Raw genomic sequence first — 21917 nt, 5'->3', positions numbered from 1 at the left:
GGCGCCAGCCTAGGGCGTGTCGCCGCCGATGAGCTCGATCGATCGCGACGGCGACGCACGCGCGTGCCGGTTCCTGCTCCTTTCCTCCGGCTCCGCTGTCCCGTCAGGTCGCCTCGCCATGAGCGAGCGGCACCACGGGACAGCTGAACATCGTGGTGCGAGCGGCGCGAGGAGGATGTCTGCCCTGCCGGCTGCACGCTCGGCTCCTCGGTAGCCTTGACGCATGTCGACCGTCGCAGCGCTCCCCCGCGACGAAGACGACCTCGTGCGCACGCTGAACGAGTGGTTCCGACACGCGGCCAGGGATCTGCCGTGGCGGCGGGCGGGGTTCGGGGCATGGGGCATCCTCGTCAGCGAGGTCATGCTGCAGCAGACGCCGGTGGTGCGGGTCATCCCCCGCCTCGCCGAGTGGCTCGAGCGCTGGCCGACACCCGCGGACCTCGCAGCGACGCCGCAGTCCGAGGCGATCCGCGCCTGGGCCGGCCTCGGATATCCGCGGCGAGCGCTGCGCCTGCACGCCTGCGCCGTCGCCATCGCCGAACGTCATGACGGGATCGTGCCGCGCGACGTCGACGAACTGCTCGCGCTGCCGGGCATCGGAGACTACACGGCGCGAGCCGTCGCGGCATTCGCCTATGGCGACCGGCATCCGGTGGTCGACACCAACGTGCGGCGCGTGCTGGCCCGCTGCATCGACGGCCAGGGTGAGCCGGCCCCGCCGAACGCCCGACGCGATCTCGCGGCGATGGATGCCGTGCTGCCGCATGGCCGCGAGGAGGCGCGTGTCTTCAACGCGGCGGCGATGGAGCTCGGCGCCGTCGTCTGCACCGCGCGATCGCCGCGCTGCGACGTGTGTCCGGTGGCGGACATGTGCGCGTGGCGCGCGGCGGGGCATCCCGCCTACCTCGGCGCGAAACGGGCGGTGCAGAAGAAGTACGAGGGCAGCGACCGCCAGGTGCGGGGCACACTGCTTCGCGAGCTCGGCGCGGTGCACCGCCCGCTCTCGGCCGAAGAGCTCGAACCCCTGTGGCCCGATGCCGCGCAGCGCGACCGCGCGCTGGCCGGCCTGCTCGCCGACGGACTCGCCGTCACGACCGACGAGGGGTACACACTCCCACAGTGAGCGATGGCCGGCTTTGTCGCTCCCGTCAGTGCCGCGAAGGCGCACCCGTCCGAACGATGGAGAGGGGCGATCGTTCGGTGCGACGCCGTGAGGAGCAGGTGTGCGAATGACGAACGCTGTGACGCCGCGGGTGGGCTTTCTGGGCACAGGTCTGATGGGCGAGCCGATGGCGGAGAACCTGCTGGCTTCGGGCGTCGACCTCCTCGTGTGGAACCGCTCCGCCCCTGCACCCGAACGACTCGCCGCCAAGGGCGCCCGCGTCGCAGACTCGGTGGAGCAGCTCTTCGCGCAGTGCGACGTGGTGCTCATGATGCTTTCGACGCACGACGTGATCGACGCGGTGCTGGAACGCGGCACGGCTGCCTTCACCACCCATCTCGCCGGGACGACCCTTGTGCACCTCGGCACGACGTCTCCGCGGTACTCCGCTGGTCTCGAGCGCGACGTGAAGAGCGCGGGCGGCCGTTACGTCGAGGCTCCTGTGTCGGGTTCGCGGGAGCCGGCGCGACGCCGCGAGCTGGTCGGCATGCTCGCGGGCGACGACGATGCGGTCGCGGCGGTAGGCCCGATCATCGAGCTGCTCTGCGCGTCCACGACCGTGTGCGGTGCGGTGCCGGCAGCGCTCACGATGAAGCTCGCGGTCAACGTCTTCCTCGTCACGCTCGTCACCGGGCTGGCCGAGTCGTTCGCGTTCGCGCAGCAGCAGGGGCTCGACCTTCAGCAGCTGCGCGGCATCCTCGATGGCGGCCAGATGTCGTCGCCCATCTCGCGGGTGAAGACCGCGAAGTACGTCGACGGCGACCTCAGCCCGCAGGCGAGCATCGCCGACGTGCTGAAGAACTGCGAGCTCATCGTGGATGCCGCCTCGCAGGCATCCCTGCCTGTTCCCCTCATGCAGGTGTGCAGGTCTCTCTTCGCGCAGGCGGTCGAACGCGGCGACGGCACGCTCGACATGGTGGCCGTCACGCGCCCGTGACGTCGCCCGCTGCCTGCCGAGCCGAGCCCCCCGGCGGAATCGACAGCCGGCGTGAGTCTGTGGGACGAGAACGCCCGCACGCCGAGCAGTACGAGCACCAGCGGCACCGCCGACGTGCAGGCGACGACGACGAATGCGGTGCGCGGCCCAGCGGCGTCGTTGATGAGTCCACCCACGAACGAGCCGATCGACATGCCGCAGATGACGAGTGTGTTGAGCCAGGCGAGCGCCTCGGTGATGATCGCGGGCGGCACGATCTCGTGTGCGATGTGGTTGACGGCGATCATCAGCGGAGCGATGGTGGCGCCGGCGAAGAAGCCGAGCGGATAGAACCACCAGATGGTCGGCGCGAGCGCGAGTGCCGCCCAGGTGATGAACAGCGCGAGCGCCGTGCCGACGAGCATCTGACGTGAGCGCAGCCTGGTCGACAGAGCACCGAAGAGGAAGCCCCCTGACGCGCTGCCGATCGAGTAGGCGGTGAGCACCGTGCCCGCCAGCTCGGGTACGCCGCTCGAGGTGGCCAGCGACACGATCGACAGGTCGTTGATGCCGAAGCCGATTCCGGTGGCGAAGCTGGCGACGAGAAGGATGAGGAACGGCGCAGAGCGCAGCAGCTGTCCTGGCCGGTGCACGTGTCCTTCGGCCACCGGCAGGGGCTTGGCGTCGGGCATCGCCCTCAAGAAGAGCGCGCCGAGCGGGCCGATGACGCCCGACAGGATGAGGCCGCCCGCCGGCGCGACGCCCGCGGCCAGCAGCGCGGCGACAGCGGGCCCGAACACCCACACGATCTCGTCGGCGACCGCTTCGATCGCGAACGCCGTGCGCAGCAGAAAGCTGTCTTCGACCAGCGTCGACCAGCGCGCGCGCATGAAGGCGCCGACGGGCGCCACCGTGACACCGCAGAACACCGACATGATCACGAGCCCGACCATCGAGCCGAGGTAGCCGCTGGCGACGGCCCCCGCCACGGCGAGCGGGTGCAGAATCGCGGATGCCAGCAGCAGCTGCCGCTGTCCCCGCCGATCGGCGACCCGTCCGGCGAGCGGGCCGATGAGCCCCATCGAGGCGATGGCGAGGCCCGAGGTGAGACCGCCGAGTGCGTACGAGCCGGTGCTCGCGTGCGTGAAGTAGAGGAATCCGAATCCGAGCACGGCGATCGGCGCACGGGCAAGCAGACCGGCGAGCACCATCAATGTGCGGGAGGGTGCCGCCAACAGCGTGCCGTAGGCGCGAAACCCGTGGTCGCTCGCGTCGCGCTCCGGCGCTCCGCCCACGGGGTCGGAAGCGCCGGCTTCACCGGCCTCTGCTGTCACAAGCATCAACGCTATCCCGCCGACGGCCCCCGATCGAATCGATTCGTGTCACTGTCGACCCCACGTCGACCTCCGTGCACGTACGGGGGCACTCCGGGCTCACCACTCCGAGCGATCCCGAGCGGCCTGCAGGTCGCGATGGGCCCGCTCCGTGTCGCGGTCGGCAACGCGCCCGCTGTGCTCGAGCGCCGTCGAGAACCAGGTCCACAGGGAGAACCGCCCACGAGGCGAACGACTGTCGACGGGTGCGACGTAGCCGTGCTCGATTCCCTGAAGCGCACGGTGCGCGTTCCCCGACCGACCGACGAATGCGGACCCGGATGCCGTGTTCTCTGTCATGGCTCTCACGTTACGATCGCATATATTCGGCCACTAGATGGCAGACAGACTCTCATCACAAAGATTCCGCCACTAGAGTTGACTCATGTTGCGCAGCGTTGCAGTGCCCGTGATCGACGACCTCGCGATCTTCGAGTTCGGCCTGCTCGGCGAGGTGTTCGGGCTCGATCGCAGCTGGTACACCGACATCCCGCGCATCGACTTCCGCGTCTGCGGGCTCGAGGCAGGACGACCGGTGACCACGCAGGTCGGCACGGCGATCATTCCGCCGCTCGACCTCTCCGCGATGGACGACGCCGACGTGGTCGCGGTGCCGGCCGCAGGCATCCGGCCGGACGACCAGTACCCGGCCGAGCTCATCGAGGCGCTGCAGCGAGCCGCTGCTCGCGGTGCCATCATGCTGAGTGCCTGCTCGGGAGCCTTCGTGCTCGGTGCGGCCGGCCTGCTCGACGGCAGGCCCTGCACCACGCACTGGAGGAACGCGGCCGACCTGCAGCGCAGGCATCCCACCGCCAGAGTCGACGAAGACGTGTTGTTCGTCGACGACGGCGACATCATCACGAGCGCGGGCACCGCCGCCGGCATCGACGCCAGCCTGCACCTGGTGCGGCGTGAGCTGGGCAGCGCCGTGGCCAACGTGATCGCCCGCAACATGGTCGTGCCGCCGCAGCGCGACGGCGGCCAGCGGCAATACATTCCGCGCCCGGTTCCCGAGCCCGACTGCGACGAGCTCGCCGACGTGATCGCGTTCATGAACGACCGCCTGCACGAGCAGCACTCCGTGGCCGCGTTGGCTGCGAGGGCGCACATGTCGACGCGCACGTTCGCGAGGCGGTTCGTCGCCGAGACGGGCGTGACGCCGATGCAGTGGCTCACGGCGCAACGCGTTCTGCACGCCAGGCTGCTCCTGGAGTCGACGGATGCCCCGATCGACGAGATCGCGGCGTCGTGCGGCTTCGGAAGCGGCACCCTGTTCCGCCACCATTTCACGCGGGAGGTCGGAGTCGCCCCCACCGCCTACCGCCGCTCGTTCGCCGGAACGCCGGTGCCCCGCGAGCAGATGTCGGCGACGGCGTAGACGCCACCAGCCTCCTCGCCGGATACACCAGCCGCGTGCGAATACACTTGCCCTTCGATGCCTGACAGCCCGCTCTCCTCGTCGCCGTACGACGTGCTCGGCGTGCCTTCCTCTGCAACCCAGGAGGAACTGCGCAAGGCATACCGACGCATGCTGCGTGAGGCGCATCCCGACACGGGCGGAACCGAAGCCCTTTTCATCGCGGTGCAGCACGCCTGGACCGTCGTCGGCACTCCGGAGGCACGCGCAGCGTACGACAGGGGCAACGTCGCGCACGAGACGCCGCACACCTGGGCTCCGCAGCCGCCGCGGGCACCCAAACAGCCGTCGCGTCCGCAGACGCGCACGTACGGGCATCCGGGCGGGTACTCCCGCGAGCGGTACCTGAGCATGATGCGCGAGTGGGTCGGACTCGGCGAGCCGTTGCGCGACCCCTACGACCCCGCCCTGGTGCGCTCCGCACCGCACGAGATCAGGCACGCGCTCGCGGATGCCGTGGCCGAGGAGACGACTGCGCGCGCGCTCACGACGCTCGGCATCGGGTACACCGTGTGGCACGACGTGGATGCCACGGGCCGCACCGCCGCGGCCGCAGGGCGCACCGAGAAGGTCGACCACGTGGTGCTGGGACCCACAGGGCTGTTCGCGGTGCAGTCGGAGGACTGGGCGACCCCGGTCTCGGTGCGACGTGGGGACCTCGTGCCGCGCGGCGAGGCATCAGGGTTCGAGCGGCAACCGCTGCACGAGCTCGCGGGCCGCGCCCGGACGCTGGGGCGCGCGACGGGTGTGCGGTTCACCGTCGCCGCCGTCGTGCTCCCCGACGACGACCTCGAACAGCCGATCATCGTCGTCGGGCGCTCCCGAGGCGTGACGCTCGTGGCCGTGCAGTCCTCGGTGCTCCCCCATCTGCTGCGCACGGGTGTCGCCGACAGCCCGCGCCCCGACGGCACCACGCTGTTCGAGGTGCGCACCCGGTTGCAGCAGAGCATCCGCTTCGTGTGAGCGACGGCCCAACAAGGGGCTGCTCAGAGCGCGAGGTGGAGGCGGAGCGCCTCATCGAGCTCACCTGTGAGCTCCGCAGGGACCCAGCCGAGTGCACGCTTCAGACGCCCGATCGAGACCGCCCGCAGCTGATCGGGCTGCGCCTTCGAGTCCGTGGCGAGCTGCTCGGCAGCGCACGACTCACGACCCTGCGGTCCTGTTGCATATTCCGCAGCGACACGGTTCAGCGGCACCATGGTCGGGTGACCTTCTCTGCAGACGAGCTCCTCGATGGTCCTCGGGGACGACGCCTCTGCCTCGAGCTCGCGAGTCGATGTGAAGACGTCGGTCGCGCCGTCTTCCAGGCCGCGTCCGTTCTCGATCCCGGCAAAAGCGGCTCGCGGGTGTACTCAAGCGCACCGTCAGCCGATCAAGCGGCTGCTGTGGAGCTTCAGCGGGTGACGCAGCACGACGTCGCGTCACTGATCGACAGCGCTCACGTGACGGCAGTGACCACGGTGGATGCTCGAGCCGCACTGCGTGCTGCCGTCGACGCTGCAGCATACTGGCAGCCGCCGAGCGGCGAGGACGTGCTGGCCGCCGATCCCGAGGTACGCACCGCCCTGCGGCCGCTCGCTGCACGGCTTGCCACCACCGAAGGGATCGACTGGTGGTGGCGCGATCGGGCCGCACGACAGTGGAGCATCGACGGGGATGGCTCGGCGGCATGGCTCGAACACGACCCGCGCGCGACGCTCGCCGCATGGGCACAGAAGACGCACAGCGACGAAGTACGCGCCGGGCGCGAACGCCCACGTGATCCGCACGCTTCATGGTCGGGCACGTGGTGGTCGACGCCTACGGGCGTTCCGGTGACCGTGGGACACCTGCCCGATGCATTCGATCTTGTCGAGGACTCCTTCGGCGAAGCCCTTGCGCACAGCACCGAAGTGGCCGCCTCCCCCATGACGCTCGAGCTTCGGACCGCCGACGACTGGGTGGCGCTGTGCCGCGAGTTCCCGCTCGAGGTCACCGCGTCGCGTCGTCACGACTGGTACCGCGCAACAGGAACGAACGAACGCTGGGTCATCCCCGACTGGAACGCGGTGGCAGAGACGGCGGACGCCGTGCATTTGACCGTCGGGTGCTATCTGGCCGCAGCCGGGCGCGCTTTGGCGACCGGCGACGACTTCGCCACGATGATCGCCGGCTGGAGTCCGGACACGACTGTCTGGCTCTCCGAACTCCCGGTCCCCGGCGGAGTGACGACCGCGTGGAGCAGGCTTCCCGACTCCGGAGAATGGTTGCCGGTCGCGTGACAGCTGTCGAGCGCTCAGGGCGCGTCGACCGTCACGCGCTCGCGCTCACTCCTCGTCGTCGAGCTCGCGCGGCTTGACGTACGGGTCTTCCTCGCCGGCGTACTCCGCGGATGCCGCCAGGCCGGCCACCTGCGCGTCGCGCTCCTGAGCCTCCCGCAGCAGGCCCTCGATGTGCTCGGCGTTCTCGGGGATGGCGTCGGCGATGAACTCGATCGACGGGGTGAGCCTGGTGTTGATGTTGCGGCCCACCTCTGTGCGGAGCATCCCGGTCGCTGCCTTGAGGGCAGCGGCCGAGTCGGAACGCTCCTTCTCGGTGCCGTACACCGTGTAGAAGATGCTGGCGTGCTGCAGATCGCCCGTGACGCGAACGTCGGTGATCGTCACGAAGCCGAGCCTCGGGTCGCGAAGACCCTTGTCGAGCCTCTTGGCGACGACCTCCTTGATGCGGTCGGCGAGCTTGCGCGCCCGTGCCTCGTCAGCCATCCCTCTCCCCTAACTCTTCTTTTCCCTCACGTGCGATCGCACCGCTGAACACATCCACCGACGCGATACTCAGGGGTTCGTGCTCGGCATTCCCCTCAGGGGAATCGGGGTAGGGGTCCCCGCTCTCTTCCCCTGAGGGGAATGCCGAGCGGGAACCCCGTTCCCGAGTACCGGCCGGTACCCGTCTCGAAAACCGAGACTAAGCGCGCGGCTTCTCGCGCATCTCGATGGTCTCGATCTCGTCTCCGACCTGGATGTCGTTGAACTTGCCGAGGCCGATACCGGCTTCGAAGTCGCTCCGAACCTCGGTGACGTCGTCTTTGAACCGACGCAGCGACTCGATCGCGAGGTTGTCCCCCACGACCACGCCGTCGCGGATGACCCGCGCCTTGGCGTTGCGCGTGATGGTTCCGCTGCGCACGTACACACCGGCGATGTTGCCGAACTTCGAGGGAGCGGAACACCTCGCGAATCTCGGCGACACCCGACTGCACCTCCTCGTACTCGGGCTTGAGCATGCCCTTGAGCGAGTTCTCGATGTCGTCGATGGCGTTGTAGATGACGGAGTAGAACCGCACGTCGATGCCCTCGCGGGCGGCACGCTCGCGCGCCTTGACGTCGGGGCGCACGTTGAACCCGATGACGATCGCGTTGTCGATCGTCGCGAGGTCGATGTCGCTCTCGGTGATCGCACCGACACCACGGTGAAGGATGCGCAGCTGAACGCTGTCGTCGACCTCGATCTTCATCAGCGACTCCTCCAGCGCCTCGACGGCACCGGAGACATCGCCCTTGATGATGAGGTTGAGCGACTCGACCTTGCCCTCTTCCAGCGCGCGAGTGAAGTCCTCGAGGCTGATGCGCTTGCGCGCCTTGGCGAGCTGGGCGTTGCGCTCCGCGGCCTCGCGCTTCTCGGCGATCTGGCGGGCGGTGCGGTCCTCGTCGGTGACGAGGAAGGTGTCGCCTGCGCGGGGAACGCTCGACAGACCCTGCACCTGCACCGGGCGTGACGGGAGGGCCTCGTCGACGGTGTCGCCGTTCTCGTCCTGCATGGCGCGAACGCGGCCGTAGGCGGTGCCCGCGACGATCGAGTCGCCGACGCGCAGCGTTCCGGACTGGATGAGCACGGTCGCCACCGCACCGCGGCCCTTGTCGAGCTTGGCCTCGATGGCCACGCCGCGGGCATCCTTGTCGGGGTTCGCGCGCAGGTCGAGACCGGCGTCGGCGGTCAGGAGCACCGCGTCGAGAAGGTCGGCGATGCCGATGTTCTCGCGAGCGGAGACATCCACGAACATGGTGTCGCCGCCGTACTCCTCGGCCACCAGGCCGAACTCGGTGAGCTGCTGGCGCACCTTGGCCGGATTGGCGTCCGGCTTGTCGATCTTGTTCACCGCGACCACGATCGGCACGTCGGCCGCCTGCATGTGGTTCAGCGCCTCGATGGTCTGCGGCATGATGCCGTCGTCGGCCGCGACCACGAGGATCGCGATGTCGGAGACCTGCGCACCGCGGGCACGCATGGCGGTGAACGCCTCGTGACCAGGGGTGTCGATGAAGGTGATGGCGCGCTCGTTGCCGTCGTGCTCGGTCCACACCTGGTACGCACCGATGTGCTGCGTGATGCCGCCGGCCTCGCCCGCGATGACGTTGGTCTGGCGGATGGCGTCGAGCAGTCGGGTCTTACCGTGGTCGACGTGGCCGACGACGGTGACCACGGGCGGGCGCGCCCTGAGGTCCTCGTCGGACTCCTCCTCGAGCTCGGCATCGAGATCGATGTCGAAGCCCTCGAGCAGCTCCTTGTCCTCGTCTTCAGGCGAGACGACCTGGATCTTGTAGCCCAGCTCGGCGCCGAGCACCTCGAACGTCGCCTCGTCGAGCGACTCCGTGGCCGTCGCCATCTCACCGAGGTGGAACAGCACGGTCACGAGGTTGCCGGGGCTGGCGTCGATCTTGTCGGCGAAGTCGCTGATGGATGCTCCGCGACGCAGTCGGATGACGGTGTTGCCGTCGCCGCGGGGAACGCTCACGCCGCCGAGCGACGGGGCCTCCCGCATCTCGAACTCTTGCCGCTTCGTCCGCTTCGACTTGCGAGCCTTGCTCTTGCCGCCACCGCGACCGAATGCACCGGCGGTGCCGCCGCCTGGGCCGCGGCCACGGCCGCCGCCACCTGCGGGGCGGGGGCCGCCGAAGCCGCCACCCGGACGGTTGAAGCCGCCTGCACCCGTGCCTGCACCTGCGCCACCCGGGCGCTGGAAGCCGCCGGGACGACCGCCGCCTGCACCGCCGGGACGAGGACCACGACCGCCTGCACCGGCGGGACGGGGTCCACCCGGACGCGGCGAACCGGGACGGGGAGCCTGGGGACGCGGGATGTTGCCGGGCGTCGGGCGCTGGCCCATGCCCTGCGAGCTCGCGAACGGGTTGTTGCCGGGACGCGGTGTTCCCGCCGGGCGCTGGCCCATGCCCTGCGAGCTCGCGAACGGGTTGTTGCCGGGACGCGGCGAGCCGGCCGGACGCGGCGCAGAGGGACGCGGCGCGGACGCGTCACCCGGCTTCGACGCGGGCTTCGCCTCAGGTGCGCTCGGCTCCGCCTGCTGGGGAGCAGCGGGCGCGGCTTCGGCCTTCGCCTTCGGTGCGGGGGACGGAGCGGGCCTGGGCGCGCTCGGCTTGGGCGCCGCGGCGCCGGCCGGAACCGTCGCGGGCGTGCCCTCCTGCTTCGACGCCGGCGTCGCGACCGGCTTCGCCGACTCAGCGGCCGGCTTCGCGCCGTCGGCGGCGAGGGCTGCCCTCAGCTTGCGCGCGACGGGCGGCTCGATGCTCGACGACGGTCCTTTGACGAATTCGCCGAGTTCCTTGAGCTTCGCGAGTGCGACCTTGCTGTCGACGCCGAGCTCGCTCGCGATCTCATGTACACGTGGTTTTGCAGCCACAATTCTCCTGTTCGGGACTTGCCCGAGCAGGGGCAAGCCTTAGTGGTGGACGGGTCTCATTTCGAGCCGCTCATCAGTTGTCCATTAGCCGTTCAGCCTGTTCTCTAGTGGCCGGGTGTCCAGAGGTCCGTCGACCCGAAGCGCTCGCCCGAAGGCTCTGCGCCGGATTGCTTTCTCGAGACACTCGGAAGTCGGATGCAGCCACGCGCCACGCCCGGGCATCCGCGCACGCTCGTCGACGACGAGCTGCGAATCACGGGCTACAACCCTCAGAAGAGAGGACCGGGGAGCGCGGGAACGGCATCCGACGCACGTTCTCACGCCGTCTAGCTTACCCCAAGGAGGAGGGGACCAGATGCGAGCGTGCTCGCACGACCGCCTCCACCCGTCCCGAAAAACGGAGGGATGACGCTCTCGCTTCGAAAACCGGCGAAATGCTCCGGTTCTCGTTGCATCGTCCGGTTTTCGGAACCGGCTGTTCCGCCGGGGATCGCCGGGGCGCCGCCGTTCCCGAGGACCGCTCTTCAGAAGACCGCTATTCGGCGGTGTCGGGCTGGATGTCGATCTTCGCGCCGGTCAGCTTGGCGGCGAGGCGGGCGTTCTGGCCCTCCTTGCCGATCGCGAGCGAGAGCTGGTAGTCGGGCACGAGAGCGCGCACCGCCTTGAGCGACTCGTCGACCACGAAGGCACGCGTGACCTTGGCGGGCGACAGCGCGCTCGCGACGAACGTGGCCAGGTCGGGCGAGTAGTCGACGATGTCGATCTTCTCGTTGTTGAGCTCGGCGGTGACCGAGCGCACGCGCTGTCCGAGCTCGCCGATGCACGCACCCTTGGCGTTCACGCCCGGCTGGTTGGCGCGCACCGCGATCTTGGTGCGGTGCCCGGCCTCCCGTGCCAGCGACACGATCTCGACCACTCCGTTGGCGATCTCCGGCACCTCGAGCGCGAACAGCTTGCGCACGAGCGCAGGATGCGTGCGCGACACCGTGATCGACGGACCCTTCGGCCCCTTGGACACGCTCGTGACGTACACGCGGATGCGCGACCCGTGCGTGTACTCCTCGCCCGGCACCTGTTCCTCGGGCGGCAGGATCGCCTCGACGCTGCCCAGATCCACGTGGATCATGCGCGGGTTGGGCCCCTGCTGGATGACGCCGGCGACCACGTCGCCCTCGCGACCTTTGAACTCACCCAGCACCGCGTCATCCTGGATGTCGCGCAGTCGCTGGTTGATCACCTGCTTGGCCGCGAACGCCGCGATGCGGCCGAAATCGCTCGGGCTGTCCTCCGACTCGCCGACGATGTTGCCGTCGTCGTCGAACTCGGGAACGTACACCGTGACATGGCCGGTCTTGCGGTCGAGGTGCACGCGGGCGGCGGGCGACTCCTCGCTGTGACCCTGGCTGTGTCTGTGGGACGCCTGGTCGGTGTGCTTGAGGTAGGCCGTGAGGATCGCCTGCTCGATGATCTGCACCAGTTCGTCGAACGGGATCTCCCGTTCGCGCTCCATCAGACGCAAGACGCTGAGGTCGATGTCCACCTTCGGCCCCCTATTCAGTTCGTTGTCGGTGTTCAAGGGAACGCCCGCAGTCCGAGCCGGACCTGCGGGCATCACGCCAGGGCCCTCGCACGAGGGCTGACCATTCAGGATAGCCGATCGACCACGTCACGTCACGGGACGAGAGCTTTCGGAAACCACCGCTCTGCTCAGGCTGCGATGCCGAGGCCGTTCAGGGCATCCTCCACGATGCTCAGCCCGCTCAGCCCGGGGAGCGCAGAGATGGAGCGATCGACCTTGCGCGCGGCATCCCTGCCGTCCGGTCCGCTCATCAGGTGCGTCATCACGTGCACGACGTCGTCTCGGTCCATGATCGTGGAGCCGACGGGTGCCCAGAACCGCTTCAGGGCGAACCTCGTCAGCTTCTGCGCCTTGGTGCTCGCCGCGAGCCTGGCACGCGCCTGCGAGGTGTAGAACGCGACATGTCGCGCCTCCTGCTTCGCGATGCGGCGCAACAGCTCGGCCAGCACCGGGTCGCTCTCCAACTCGGCCATGCGGTTGTACGCCGTGATGGCCGACCACTCGTTGGCCGCACCCCACGCCATGTGGGTGGCGATGAAGTCGCTGCCCACGAGCGACCCCAGCAACGACTGTTTGATGGGATCGAGGCGATCCTTCCATCCGAGCTTCAGCCGCTTGGCCTTCAGCTCGTCGTACTCCACCGTCACGCCGTGCATGGCCAGCACGGCGGCCAGCGCCTCTCCGTGCCAGAACTCCTCGCGGTTCCACATGGTCATGAACGCGCTCACGTCCGGATCCCTGTGCGACGGCGTCGTCAGCAGATCGCGGGTGTAGCAGACCGTGTGGTACTCCACATCGGTCATGTAGCGCAGGGTGCGCAGCGAGGTCTCCTCGAGCGGATGCTCTCTGAAGCGTTCGAGGTCGAGGTCCGCCCACTGCACCGCGACGCTCGTCGCCGTGTACCTGTCGATGTCGAACGCCACGTCAGGCTCCTGTTCTCGATGTCGGCCCGGTCAGCGATCGCGCAAGCTGCGATGCCGTGCGTTGCGGGATGCCCGGCAGCATCCCGATCTCCCTGCCGATGTCTGCCGCTCGACGAGCGCCGCGTTCGCCGCCGAAGACGCGGTCGCTGAACCGGCGGCGAGCATCCTCGCCCAGCAGCGGGGAGCCGATCGGCCACGCACTTGCGCGGATGCTCCGAGCCGTCAGCCGCACGGCTCGATCGTTCGCGGCGAGACGCCGACGGGACTCGTCGGCGAAGAACTCCGTGTGACGCGCCTTCGTGTCGCGCACCAGTGCGAGCAGTTCCGCGAACGCGCCGACGGCATCCGTGGCGAGCGCGTCGTACGCGGCGTCGAGCACGAGGTCGTCGATGAGTCCGGCTGTGGTGTGCACGGCGACGATCGACGTGCCTGCGAGGAATCCGGCCAGCGAACGTCTCACCGGACCGCCGGGCAGCGAGCCCGTCGCTGGGCCGACAGCGGTGCGTGAGACGGTGGAAAGGGCATCAGCTATCCAGTACTTCTCGTACGCCCAGGTCACCAGGAACGCCGTGACCCTGGCATCCTTATGGGTCGCGGTCACGAGCACGTTGCGCAGGTGCGCCATGGTGGCGCCCTCCAGAGCCGAGAGCGCGGCGAGCGACTCAGCGCAGTGGGCGGGAACCGTCACAGCGTCGAGATCGATGCCCTCCAGCAGGTCTCCGCGCGCCGATCGCGTGAACGCGCCCACATCGAATCGTCGGTCGGCCGCCGTCGTCGCCGTCTGAGCACGCACGGGTTCCAGTCTGCGCTCTCTCATCGCGGTGGGGTCAAACTGCCGACGGCAACGCGTTGACGGCGCCGATGAGCCGGAACAGGTCCCCGACATGGTGCGGCTCCAACCGCAGCGCGAGGCGTGGCAGCAGAACCTTGTCGTCGTCCTGCCGCTCCGCCCTGAGGGGCTCGACGCGCCTGATCGCGCCGTCGACGGCGAAGTCTCCGAAGCGTTCGTTCAGCGACGACAGCTCGTCATCCGTCGGCTCGTGCCTCAGACGCAGCACCAGCAGATCGCCCACCCAGCGCAGCGAGTCGTAGTTGCGCCAGAATCCGGTGATCTCCGCTGCCGCGGCATCCACCGAATCGGTGATGAGCACTCGCTCGAAGTCGTCGGGCGCGATCACACCGGAGGGAACGAGCTGCTCGTCGACGAAGCGCGCGAGACCCTTCCAATGGGTTCCGCCCGGGGCGTCCAACAGCACGATCGGCACCGGCTCGGCCTTGCCCGTCTGCTGGAGCGTGAGCAGCTCGAACATCTCGTCGAGCGTGCCGAAGCCGCCCGGCAGGCAGATGAACCCGCTCGACTCCTTCACCAGCATGAGCTTGCGGGTGAAGAAGTACTTCATGGTCACGACGTTCGGGTCCTCCTGCACGGACGCGTCCGGATGCTCCTCGAAGGGCAGCCGGATCGACACGCCGATCGACTTGTCCGGTCCCGCACCCTCGACCGCCGCCTGCATGATGCCGGGGCCCGCCCCGGTGACGACCATCCAGCCCTCGGCGGCGAGCGCGGACGCGACCTCGGTGGTCTGCCGGTAGAGGGCATCCTGCTGCTTGGTGCGCGCCGAGCCGAAGATCGTCACCTTCTTCACGCCGGAGAACGGCGCGAACAGTCGGAACGCTGCGCGCATCTCCTCCAGCGCGGCGGTCGAGATCTTGAGGTCGAGGCGGCCCGGCGCATCCACGCCGAGCCCGATCGCCGTCTCGACCATGCGTGTGACGAGGTCGCGATCATCGTGGATGCCCGCCGCGGCGATCAGACGCGCGATGCCCTGGGAGTCTGGCAGGTCGGATTCGACGGAATCGTGGGACATGCAGCCAGGATGTCACGCATGCCCTGCCGGATGCGTCGAGCCGCCTCACTCTCGGGTAGCGTGCCGCAGATGGCCGCGACGCGGTCGAGGAGGGCACCATGAGTACAGGCGACATGCGCATCGGCGACGTCCCCGCCGTCGACACGATCGTCGTGGGTGCGGGCATGGCGGGAGCGACGGCTGCTCGGCTGCTGACCGATGCCGGGCGGAAGGTCGTCGTGCTCGAGGCGCGCGACCGCGTCGGCGGCAGGATGTGGACGGACAGGGGCGCGGGGTTCGCCGTCGATCGCGGCGCATCCTGGATCCACGGCATCGACGGCTCGGCGGTGTGGGAGCTGGCCGGAGCGCTCGACGTGCCGACGATCGAGTTCACGGTCGGCAGCTTCCAGGCCGGCGGCCGGCCGATCGCGAATTTCGACGCGGACTGCCGCCCCCTGAGCGAGCGCGAGACCGCGCGATGGGTCGACGACGTCGCCGCAGCCGACCGCGAGCTCCTTCGCGTGGTCGAGCAGTCGACGCCCGGCGAGACGTATCTCGACGTCACCGAGCGCGTGCTCGCCCTCATGCCGTGGGACGCCGAGCGCGTACAGAACGTGCGCGAGTATTTCCAGACACCGCGTCGAGGAGCAGTGCGGTGCCGACATCGCCGACCTCGCGGCGCACGGTCTCGACGGCGATGTGCCAGACGGCGACGAGGTGGTGTTCTCGCACGGGTACGACGAACTGCCCCGCGCGCTCTGCCGTGGTCTCGATGTGCGCCTCGGCAGCGTGGTGCGGAGCATCAGGTGGACGGCGGACGGAGTGGAGGTGCGCACCGACGACGAGACGTTCCGCGCGAGCTCCGCGGTCGTCACCGCACCGCTCGGCGTGCTGAAGTCGGGCGCCATCGAGTTCGAGCCGCCGCTTCCCGATCCGGTCGCCGGCGCCGTCGATCGCCTCGGCATGGGCGTGTTCAACAAGATCTTCCTGCAGTTTCCGCGGGCCTTCTGGCCCGAGGATGCCTACGCCCTGCGGCAGCTCGGCGCGCCGGGTGAGCACTGGCACTCCTGGTACGACGTGTCAGCGATCAGCGGACAGCCGATGCTGCTCACGTTCGCGGCCGGTCCATGGGGACGACGCGTGCAGGGCTGGGACGATGCTGCCGTCGTCGACGATGTGATGGCATCCCTTCGCCGGATGTACGGCGCGGAGGCGCCGGAACCCGTCGCGCACTGGATCACCAGGTGGGGCGACGATCCGTTCTCGGTCGGCTCGTACTCCTACGTCGCCGCCGGCGCGTCCCACGAGGATCACGACCTTGCGGCGACCCCTGTCGGCGGGGTCCTGCACCTCGCGGGAGAGGCGACGTGGGGCGACGAACCGGCCACCGTCGAGGGCGCCTTCCGCTCCGGGCACCGCGCGGCCGAGCGCATCCTCGGTCACGGGGTCGACCTCGGAGAGCTCTTCGCGGGCCTCACCGCCCGCTGACGGCCTCAGTCGTCGTCGGAACTGGCCGAGTCGTCGTCGGGGCGGCGCCGTGCAGGATATGCGGTCTGCGGACGCAGATATGTCCTCGGCTGCGCGCATATCCTCCAACGCGATTCGAGGTCACTCGGCCGTACGACATCCGGCCCGGACCGGATCCGTCTCTTCGTGCACAGTGGCCGAACCTCGGCCGCTCTCCACAGCCAACAGGGTTGCGAGAGGCGGGCGCCCCTGAACACGCGACCATCGTCAGTCATGAGCGACAGCGACGATCCGCATCTCGGCATCTTCTCGACAAGACGGCTGAGGGACCTCGGCCATTCGACGGGTGTGGTTCGTCGGATGATCGCCGACCAGCGACTCATTCGCATCCGGCCCGGATGGTTCCACGTGCCCTCGGCTCATCCTGATGCCATCGACGCCGTCCGCATCGGCGGCATCCTCACAGCGACGTCGGGATCCCGTCACCACGGCCTCTGGACGTTCGATGACGAGAAGCTGCACGTGCTCGTCTCGCGCAGTGCATCTCGTATCGACGTGGGGTCCCCGTCGTTGCAAACGGTACGGCCGGTCTGCGTCCACTGGGCGAAGGGGACGATCTCACGGACCACACCCGTCGCCGAGCCACTCCAGCTCATCGTCGACTCCGCACATTGCCAACCGCGCGTGACGGCCGTCGCGATGGCGGATTCCGCCCTGAACAAGCACTGCGTCTCCCAGGAGGACCTTCGTGTGAGACTGCCCCGTCTGGCGCACTGGTGCGATCCCTCGTGTCAGTCCGGAACGGAGACTAAGGTCCTGCTCGGCATGCTGGCACGTGGCGTCAAAGTCCGCTCGCAGTTCGCCATCACTGGCGTGGGCCGCGTCGACCTCCTGGTCGGAGACCGGCTCGTCATCGAGTGCGACAGCGCAGAGTTCCACGACGGGTACCACTCGATCCGCGACTACGAACGCGACCACGAGCTGATCCGCCGTGGCTACCTCGTGTTGCGACTCGAATATCGCCACGTCATCGACGACTGGGAGCGCATCGAGGCCATCATCCTCGAGATCGTGCGGGCGCGCCGGCACATGTGGCGCACCGGCGTCCGCGCCCGCGGCACCGTGTTCTCGCTCTGAATCGTTCGCCGCAGTGCAGGACATGCCGTGCGTCGAGCACATATCCGACACCGCCGCCCGCATATCCTGCACGGCGGCGGCGGCGGACCGCACCGGCCGCGCGACCGCGTCGGAACGACGCGCGCGTCAGAGCGCGGCGAGCCGATCCGCGACCTCGTCGACCGCCACCTTGACGCGCTCCCCCGTGCGACGGTCCCAGAGCTCGACGACGCCGTCTGCGGCGTCCCGTCCGACGATCACGATGCGCGGCACACCGATCAGCTCGGCGTCGCCGAACTTCACGCCGGGCGACACCTTCGGCCGGTCGTCGTAGAGCACATCGAAGCCGGATGCCTCGAGCGAGTCGACGACGCCGTCGGCGATCTCGTACACCGCGGCATCCTTGCCCGTCGCCACGACGTGAACGTCGAACGGCGCAACAGACTCCGGCCAGATCAGGCCCTTGTCGTCGTTGTTCTCCTCCGCGATGATCGCCAGGATGCGCGTGACCCCGATGCCGTACGAACCCATCGTGACCGTGACGAGCTTGCCGTTCTCGTCGAGCACCTTGAGTCCGAGCGCCTCGGCATACTTGCGGCCGAGCTGGAACACGTGGCCGATCTCCATGCCGCGCGCGAGCTCCACGGGGCCCGATCCATCGGGCGCGGGGTCGCCGGGCAGCACCTCTGCGACCTCGACCGTGGCGTCCCATGAGAAGTCCCGGCCCGCGACGAGGCCCAGCACGTGCTTGCCCTCGACGTTCGCGCCCGTCACCCAGCCCGTGCCGTCGACCACTCGGGGGTCGACGACGTAGCGGATGCCCGTGCTCGACTCCTCCCCCAGCACCTGCCCGGCGGGCGACCACGGTCCGATGTACCCCTTGACGAGTCCGGGGTGCTTCGCGAAGTCCGCCTCGGTCGCGGGCTCCACCTCGGCGGGCGCGAACGCCACCTCGGCGCGCTTCAGGTCGACCTCGCGGTCGCCCGGCAGACCGACGACGACGATCTCGCGACTGCCGTCGAGATCGGTCAATGCGAGCACGACGTTCTTCAGCGTGTCGGCTGCGGTCCAGGCGCGGCCGTCGGGACGCGGATGCTTCTCGTTGGCGATCGCGACGAGCGCCTCGATGGTCGGCGTGTTCGGGGTGTCGACCACCTCCTGCGGCGTCAGCTTCTCGTACGAACGGGCGGGCGGCGGCGTCGTGACGTACGCCTCGACGTTCGCCGCGTATCCGCCCTGCGACTGCACGAACGTGTCCTCGCCGACGGGGGTCGGGTGCAGGAACTCCTCGCTGCGGGATCCGCCCATGGCGCCGGCATCCGCCTGCACGATGACGTAGTCGAGGCCGAGGCGCGTGAAGATGCGCTCGTACGCGGCACGCTGCGCCATGTAGCTGGCGTCGAGGCCGGCGTCGCTCGAGTCGAAGGAGTAGGCGTCCTTCATGGTGAACTCGCGACCGCGCAGCAGACCGGCGCGGGGGCGCGCCTCGTCGCGGTACTTGTCCTGGATCTGATAGATCGTGATCGGCAGGTCTTTGTACGACGAGTACAGGTCTTTCACGAGCAGCGTGAACGCTTCCTCGTGCGTCGGCGCGAGCAGGTAGTCGCCGCCCTTGCGGTCCTGCAGGCGGAACAGCAGATCGCCGTACTCATCCCAACGGCCCGTCGCCTCGTATGCCTCGCGCGGCATCAAGGCAGGGAAGTGCACTTCCTGCGCGCCTGCCGCGGCCATCTCATCACGGACGATCTGCTCGATCTTCGCCTTCACACGCAGCCCGAGCGGGAGCCAGGCGAAGATGCCCGCTGCTTGGCGTCGGATGTACCCGGCGCGCACGAGCAGCTTGTGACTGGTGACCTCGGCGTCGGCCGGGTCTTCACGAAGCGTGCGGAGAAAGAAGTTGCTCAGACGGGTTGCCACCGCTCAAGTTTAGTGTTGACTGCGTGCCCCACCGTCGCGCGCGTCTCACCGCCTCCACCGCGCAGGGGCAGCTCGCCCAGGCGCTGGCCGATCTGCGTGTGCAGCTCGAGCTTCCCGACCGGTTCCCTTCGGATGTGCTCGCCGAAGCCGAGTCCGCCACGGCCGTTCCCCCCGCAGCTCGACCTGCGCGCCATTCCGTTCGCCACGCTCGACCCCGCCGGATCGCGCGACCTCGATCAGGCGTTCCAGCTCGAACGGTCGAGATCCGGGTGGCGCGTGCGGTACGCGATCGCCGATGTGTCGGGCTTCGTGCCGGCCGATGGACCGATGGATGCCGAGGCTCGCCGCCGCGGCGAGACGCTCTACGCCGCAGACGGAACGGTGCCGCTGCACCCGCGCACGATCAGCGAGGGCAAGGCATCGCTCTTGCCCGGTGCCGACCGCCCCGCCTTCGTCTGGACGTTCGATCTCGACGATCGAGGCGCGGTGACGGCGGCACGTGTCGAACGCGCCATGGTGCGCTCGCGCGCGCAGCTCGACTACGTGTCGACACAGCTCGCCTTGGACGCCCACGACCCCGACACTCCAGCAGCGCTGCTGCCGGAGATCGGCAGGGCGCGGCTGGAACAGGAGCGGTTGCGCGGCGGCGCGAGCCTGAACCTCCCCGATGAGGAGATCGTGCGGAACGACGGCGGCGCGTACGGCATCCGTCGCCGCCGCCCGCTGCCCCTGGAGGAGTGGAACGCGCAGCTGTCGCTGATGACCGGGATGGCCGCCGCGACGATGATGCTCGAGGCGAGGGTCGGCATCCTGCGCACCATGCCTGCGGCCGACGAGACGGCCCTCGATGCGTTCCGAGTGCGCACGATCGCACTAGGCCTGCCGTGGGGCGATGGGATGCCGTACGGCGAGTATCTGCGCGGCCTCGACCGCGACGACCCGCAGACGCTCGCGGTGCTGCAGGCCGCAGCATCCCTTTTCCGTGGTGCCGGCTACGTCGCCTTCGACGGCGAACCGCCGGCGAACACGCTGCAGGCTGCCGTCGCCGCGCCGTATGCGCATGTCACGGCACCCCTGCGCCGACTCGTGGATCGCTGGGGTCTCGTCGTGTGCGCGGCCGTTTCGGCGGGGATGCCCGTGCCCTCCTGGGCGCGCGACAGCCTGCCGGCGATTCCGGCGCTGATGCACGCCGCCACCGACCGCGAATCCCGCCTCTCTGCTGCATCGATCGACCGCGTCGAGGCCGCCCTGCTGCGCGACCGCATCGGCGAACGGTTCACCGCCTGGGTGCTCGAGGTGCGCGACGGCAAAGCGAGGATGCAGCTGACCGACCCGGTGGTGACCGCGTCGTGCCGCGTGACGACTGCTGTCGCCGCGGGACAGACCATCGCGGTGCGGCTGCTGAACGCCGACATCGCGACGGGCACGGTGCAGTTCGAACCGGCCGATCCCACGGCCGCCGACGAGCTCTCGGCCGCTCCGGCCGCCGCATCGGCACGTGCCGACGACCCCGCCAAGCGGACGCGAGCGCCGCACGATCCTTCTCCAACGGAGACGACATGACCACCGTGCTGCTCACCGGTTTCGAGCCGTTCGGAACGGATGCCGTGAACCCGTCCGGCGACGCGGTACGCCTCGTGGCCGCGCACTGGAACGGCCCGGAGCGGTTGGTGACCGACATCCTGCCGGTGACCTTCGCAGGCTCCGCGGCCCGGCTCCACGAGCTGATCGCCGAGCGCCGGCCCGACATCGTGATCGCGACGGGTCTGGCGGGAGGCCGCTCGCGCATCTCGGTGGAGCGGATCGGCGTCAACCTCATCGACGCGCGCATCCCCGACAACGAGGGCGACCAGCCGGTGGATGTCCCGTCGCTGCCCGGCGGGCCTGCTGCGGCGTTCTCGTCGCTGCCCGTGAAAGCCATCGTGCGCGACGTCGCCGCGGCGGGCATCCCGGTCGAGCTGTCGCTGAGCGCCGGATCGTACGTGTGCAACCACGTGCTCATGCACGCCGCGGCCTGGGCGAGCGAGGCGGGCACGCGCGCCGGCTTCATCCACGTTCCCTGGGCACAGGGCCAGGCACCGAACGGCGAACCCGAGCTGCCCCCTGGATGCGATGGCCCGCGCCTTCGAGATCGCCCTGCGCACCACGCTGGACACCGAGGACGACCTCCACGTGACGGGCGGGTCGCTGCACTGACTGCGATCGAGCGGCTACGAGCTTGCGTGCGGCCCAGGTGGACGCGGCGCTCGACGAGATCCTCGAGAACGATGCAGAGCTCCTGGACCGCCTGGAGGACGCGTGGTCGTCTAATCGCCGGCGCGCAACGATGCCCTGTTCGACGGCAACAAGCGGCTGAGCCGGGTGCTCGCCCAGCTCTTCCTCGCCCTGAACGGCCTGCGGCACACGTTCACCGTCGATGAAGCGTTCGAGGCGGCGCTCGCAGTGGCACAGAGCGAAATCGATGTCGAAGCGATCACGAGCGCGACCGGTACGCACCTCATTGAGCGTTGAGCCACGCCGGCTGAA

The 21917-nt window shown here is 69.2% G+C and carries 18 protein-coding genes and 3 pseudogenes; 10 read left to right on the top strand and 11 right to left on the bottom strand.

What is annotated here, in order from left to right:
* Positions 1 to 223 precede the first annotated feature (223 nt).
* Positions 224 to 1123: an HhH-GPD family protein gene (locus FPZ11_RS00190; protein WP_146317358.1), complete on the top strand. Its 900-nt coding sequence runs from the start codon at positions 224 to 226 to the stop codon at positions 1121 to 1123.
* A gap of 106 nt (positions 1124 to 1229) precedes the next feature.
* Entirely contained in the window at positions 1230 to 2099 is an 870-nt protein-coding gene (locus FPZ11_RS00185; RefSeq protein WP_146317356.1) for an NAD(P)-dependent oxidoreductase, read from the top strand.
* A 26-nt stretch (positions 2100 to 2125) separates the two neighbouring features.
* On the opposite strand, the pseudogene FPZ11_RS20190 reads toward FPZ11_RS00185, so the two are convergent.
* Both FPZ11_RS20190 and FPZ11_RS00175 read right to left on the bottom strand, forming a co-directional pair.
* Positions 2126 to 2770, bottom strand: a pseudogene (locus FPZ11_RS20190) (MFS transporter); the annotation flags it as partial.
* A gap of 741 nt (positions 2771 to 3511) precedes the next feature.
* On the bottom strand, positions 3512 to 3751 hold the full coding sequence (locus FPZ11_RS00175; RefSeq protein ID WP_146317352.1) for a hypothetical protein: 240 nt from the start codon (positions 3749 to 3751) through the stop codon (positions 3512 to 3514).
* Between the two features lie 85 nt (positions 3752 to 3836).
* Between FPZ11_RS00175 and FPZ11_RS00170 the strand changes: the two genes are divergently transcribed.
* Positions 3837 to 4829: a GlxA family transcriptional regulator gene (locus tag FPZ11_RS00170; RefSeq protein WP_146317350.1), complete on the top strand. Its 993-nt coding sequence runs from the start codon at positions 3837 to 3839 to the stop codon at positions 4827 to 4829.
* Positions 4830 to 4886: 57 nt separating this feature from the next.
* Positions 4887 to 5831: a J domain-containing protein gene (locus tag FPZ11_RS00165; RefSeq protein ID WP_146317348.1), complete on the top strand. Its 945-nt coding sequence runs from the start codon at positions 4887 to 4889 to the stop codon at positions 5829 to 5831.
* Between the two features lie 23 nt (positions 5832 to 5854).
* On the opposite strand, the gene FPZ11_RS00160 is transcribed toward FPZ11_RS00165, so the two are convergent.
* Positions 5855 to 6067 carry a putative type II toxin-antitoxin system PemK/MazF family toxin gene (locus FPZ11_RS00160; protein WP_146317346.1) on the bottom strand — a complete coding sequence of 71 codons (213 nt, stop codon included), beginning with the start codon at positions 6065 to 6067 and terminating at the stop codon, positions 5855 to 5857.
* 201 nt (positions 6068 to 6268) lie between these two features.
* On the opposite strand from FPZ11_RS00160, the gene FPZ11_RS00155 reads away from it, so the two are divergent.
* A complete protein-coding gene (locus FPZ11_RS00155; RefSeq protein ID WP_146317344.1) occupies positions 6269 to 7129 on the top strand; it encodes a hypothetical protein in 861 nt (286 codons plus the stop codon).
* A 45-nt stretch (positions 7130 to 7174) separates the two neighbouring features.
* On the opposite strand, the gene rbfA is transcribed toward FPZ11_RS00155, so the two are convergent.
* From rbfA to FPZ11_RS00120, 7 genes and pseudogenes are all read right to left on the bottom strand, one after another.
* Positions 7175 to 7612, bottom strand: a complete 438-nt coding sequence (gene rbfA / locus FPZ11_RS00150; protein WP_146317342.1) for a 30S ribosome-binding factor RbfA — start codon at positions 7610 to 7612, stop codon at positions 7175 to 7177.
* A 199-nt stretch (positions 7613 to 7811) separates the two neighbouring features.
* Positions 7812 to 10542: pseudogene (gene infB / locus FPZ11_RS00145) on the bottom strand (translation initiation factor IF-2).
* Positions 10543 to 10626: 84 nt separating this feature from the next.
* Positions 10627 to 10863 (bottom strand): YlxR family protein, encoded by a 237-nt coding sequence (locus FPZ11_RS00140; protein WP_367889418.1) that lies wholly within the window; start codon positions 10861 to 10863, stop codon positions 10627 to 10629.
* A 214-nt stretch (positions 10864 to 11077) separates the two neighbouring features.
* The gene (gene nusA / locus FPZ11_RS00135; RefSeq protein ID WP_146317340.1) at positions 11078 to 12082 is read right to left on the bottom strand and encodes a transcription termination factor NusA; all 1005 of its coding nucleotides are present in this window, start codon (positions 12080 to 12082) and stop codon (positions 11078 to 11080) included.
* A 167-nt stretch (positions 12083 to 12249) separates the two neighbouring features.
* Positions 12250 to 13044, bottom strand: coding sequence for a ferritin-like domain-containing protein (locus FPZ11_RS00130; protein ID WP_146317338.1), 795 nt, complete (start codon positions 13042 to 13044; stop codon positions 12250 to 12252).
* Position 13045: 1 nt separating this feature from the next.
* The gene (locus tag FPZ11_RS00125; protein WP_146317337.1) at positions 13046 to 13837 is read right to left on the bottom strand and encodes a hypothetical protein; all 792 of its coding nucleotides are present in this window, start codon (positions 13835 to 13837) and stop codon (positions 13046 to 13048) included.
* 34 nt (positions 13838 to 13871) lie between these two features.
* The gene (locus FPZ11_RS00120) at positions 13872 to 14912 is read right to left on the bottom strand and encodes an LOG family protein (RefSeq protein ID WP_146317335.1); all 1041 of its coding nucleotides are present in this window, start codon (positions 14910 to 14912) and stop codon (positions 13872 to 13874) included.
* Positions 14913 to 15010: 98 nt separating this feature from the next.
* On the opposite strand from FPZ11_RS00120, the pseudogene FPZ11_RS20185 reads away from it, so the two are divergent.
* From FPZ11_RS20185 to FPZ11_RS00110, 3 genes and pseudogenes are all read left to right on the top strand, one after another.
* Positions 15011 to 15214: pseudogene (locus FPZ11_RS20185) on the top strand (FAD-dependent oxidoreductase); the annotation flags it as partial.
* Positions 15215 to 15443: 229 nt separating this feature from the next.
* Complete coding sequence (locus FPZ11_RS19415) at positions 15444 to 16379, top strand: flavin monoamine oxidase family protein (protein WP_367889454.1); 936 nt, start codon at positions 15444 to 15446, stop codon at positions 16377 to 16379.
* Positions 16380 to 16631: 252 nt separating this feature from the next.
* A complete protein-coding gene (locus FPZ11_RS00110) occupies positions 16632 to 17495 on the top strand; it encodes a DUF559 domain-containing protein (RefSeq protein ID WP_146317333.1) in 864 nt (287 codons plus the stop codon).
* Positions 17496 to 17621: 126 nt separating this feature from the next.
* Here the strand turns inward: FPZ11_RS00110 and FPZ11_RS00105 are convergent, their stop codons facing one another.
* Positions 17622 to 19391 (bottom strand): proline--tRNA ligase, encoded by a 1770-nt coding sequence (locus FPZ11_RS00105; protein ID WP_210415923.1) that lies wholly within the window; start codon positions 19389 to 19391, stop codon positions 17622 to 17624.
* 132 nt (positions 19392 to 19523) lie between these two features.
* On the opposite strand from FPZ11_RS00105, the gene FPZ11_RS00100 reads away from it, so the two are divergent.
* Both FPZ11_RS00100 and FPZ11_RS00095 read left to right on the top strand, forming a co-directional pair.
* Positions 19524 to 20954 carry an RNB domain-containing ribonuclease gene (locus FPZ11_RS00100; protein ID WP_367889417.1) on the top strand — a complete coding sequence of 477 codons (1431 nt, stop codon included), beginning with the start codon at positions 19524 to 19526 and terminating at the stop codon, positions 20952 to 20954.
* Positions 20951 to 21811 carry a pyroglutamyl-peptidase I gene (locus FPZ11_RS00095; RefSeq protein WP_367889416.1) on the top strand — a complete coding sequence of 287 codons (861 nt, stop codon included), beginning with the start codon at positions 20951 to 20953 and terminating at the stop codon, positions 21809 to 21811. The genes FPZ11_RS00100 and FPZ11_RS00095 overlap by 4 nt, the downstream gene beginning before the upstream one ends.
* Positions 21812 to 21917: the final 106 nt, after the last annotated feature.

Origin of the sequence: Humibacter ginsenosidimutans (assembly GCF_007859675.1) — a bacterium.
GTDB lineage: Bacteria > Actinomycetota > Actinomycetes > Actinomycetales > Microbacteriaceae > Humibacter > Humibacter ginsenosidimutans.
Note: the sequence above shows the minus strand (reverse complement) of the source record. Positions and strands in the feature narration are given on the sequence as shown.

What these genes read in the sequence shown, in the direction of transcription:
- FPZ11_RS00190 (WP_146317358.1), top strand. Translation starts at nt 224, where the DNA reads ATGTCGACCGTCGCAGCGCTCCCCCGCGACGAAGACGACCTCGTGCGC.
- FPZ11_RS00185 (WP_146317356.1), top strand. Translation starts at nt 1,230, where the DNA reads ATGACGAACGCTGTGACGCCGCGGGTGGGCTTTCTGGGCACAGGTCTG.
- FPZ11_RS00175 (WP_146317352.1), bottom strand. Translation starts at nt 3,751, where the DNA reads ATGACAGAGAACACGGCATCCGGGTCCGCATTCGTCGGTCGGTCGGGG.
- FPZ11_RS00170 (WP_146317350.1), top strand. Translation starts at nt 3,837, where the DNA reads ATGTTGCGCAGCGTTGCAGTGCCCGTGATCGACGACCTCGCGATCTTC.
- FPZ11_RS00165 (WP_146317348.1), top strand. Translation starts at nt 4,887, where the DNA reads ATGCCTGACAGCCCGCTCTCCTCGTCGCCGTACGACGTGCTCGGCGTG.
- FPZ11_RS00160 (WP_146317346.1), bottom strand. Translation starts at nt 6,067, where the DNA reads ATGGTGCCGCTGAACCGTGTCGCTGCGGAATATGCAACAGGACCGCAG.
- rbfA (WP_146317342.1), bottom strand. Translation starts at nt 7,612, where the DNA reads ATGGCTGACGAGGCACGGGCGCGCAAGCTCGCCGACCGCATCAAGGAG.
- FPZ11_RS00120 (WP_146317335.1), bottom strand. Translation starts at nt 14,912, where the DNA reads ATGTCCCACGATTCCGTCGAATCCGACCTGCCAGACTCCCAGGGCATC.
- FPZ11_RS00110 (WP_146317333.1), top strand. Translation starts at nt 16,632, where the DNA reads ATGAGCGACAGCGACGATCCGCATCTCGGCATCTTCTCGACAAGACGG.
- FPZ11_RS00100 (WP_367889417.1), top strand. Translation starts at nt 19,524, where the DNA reads ATGTGCTCGCCGAAGCCGAGTCCGCCACGGCCGTTCCCCCCGCAGCTC.
- FPZ11_RS00095 (WP_367889416.1), top strand. Translation starts at nt 20,951, where the DNA reads ATGACCACCGTGCTGCTCACCGGTTTCGAGCCGTTCGGAACGGATGCC.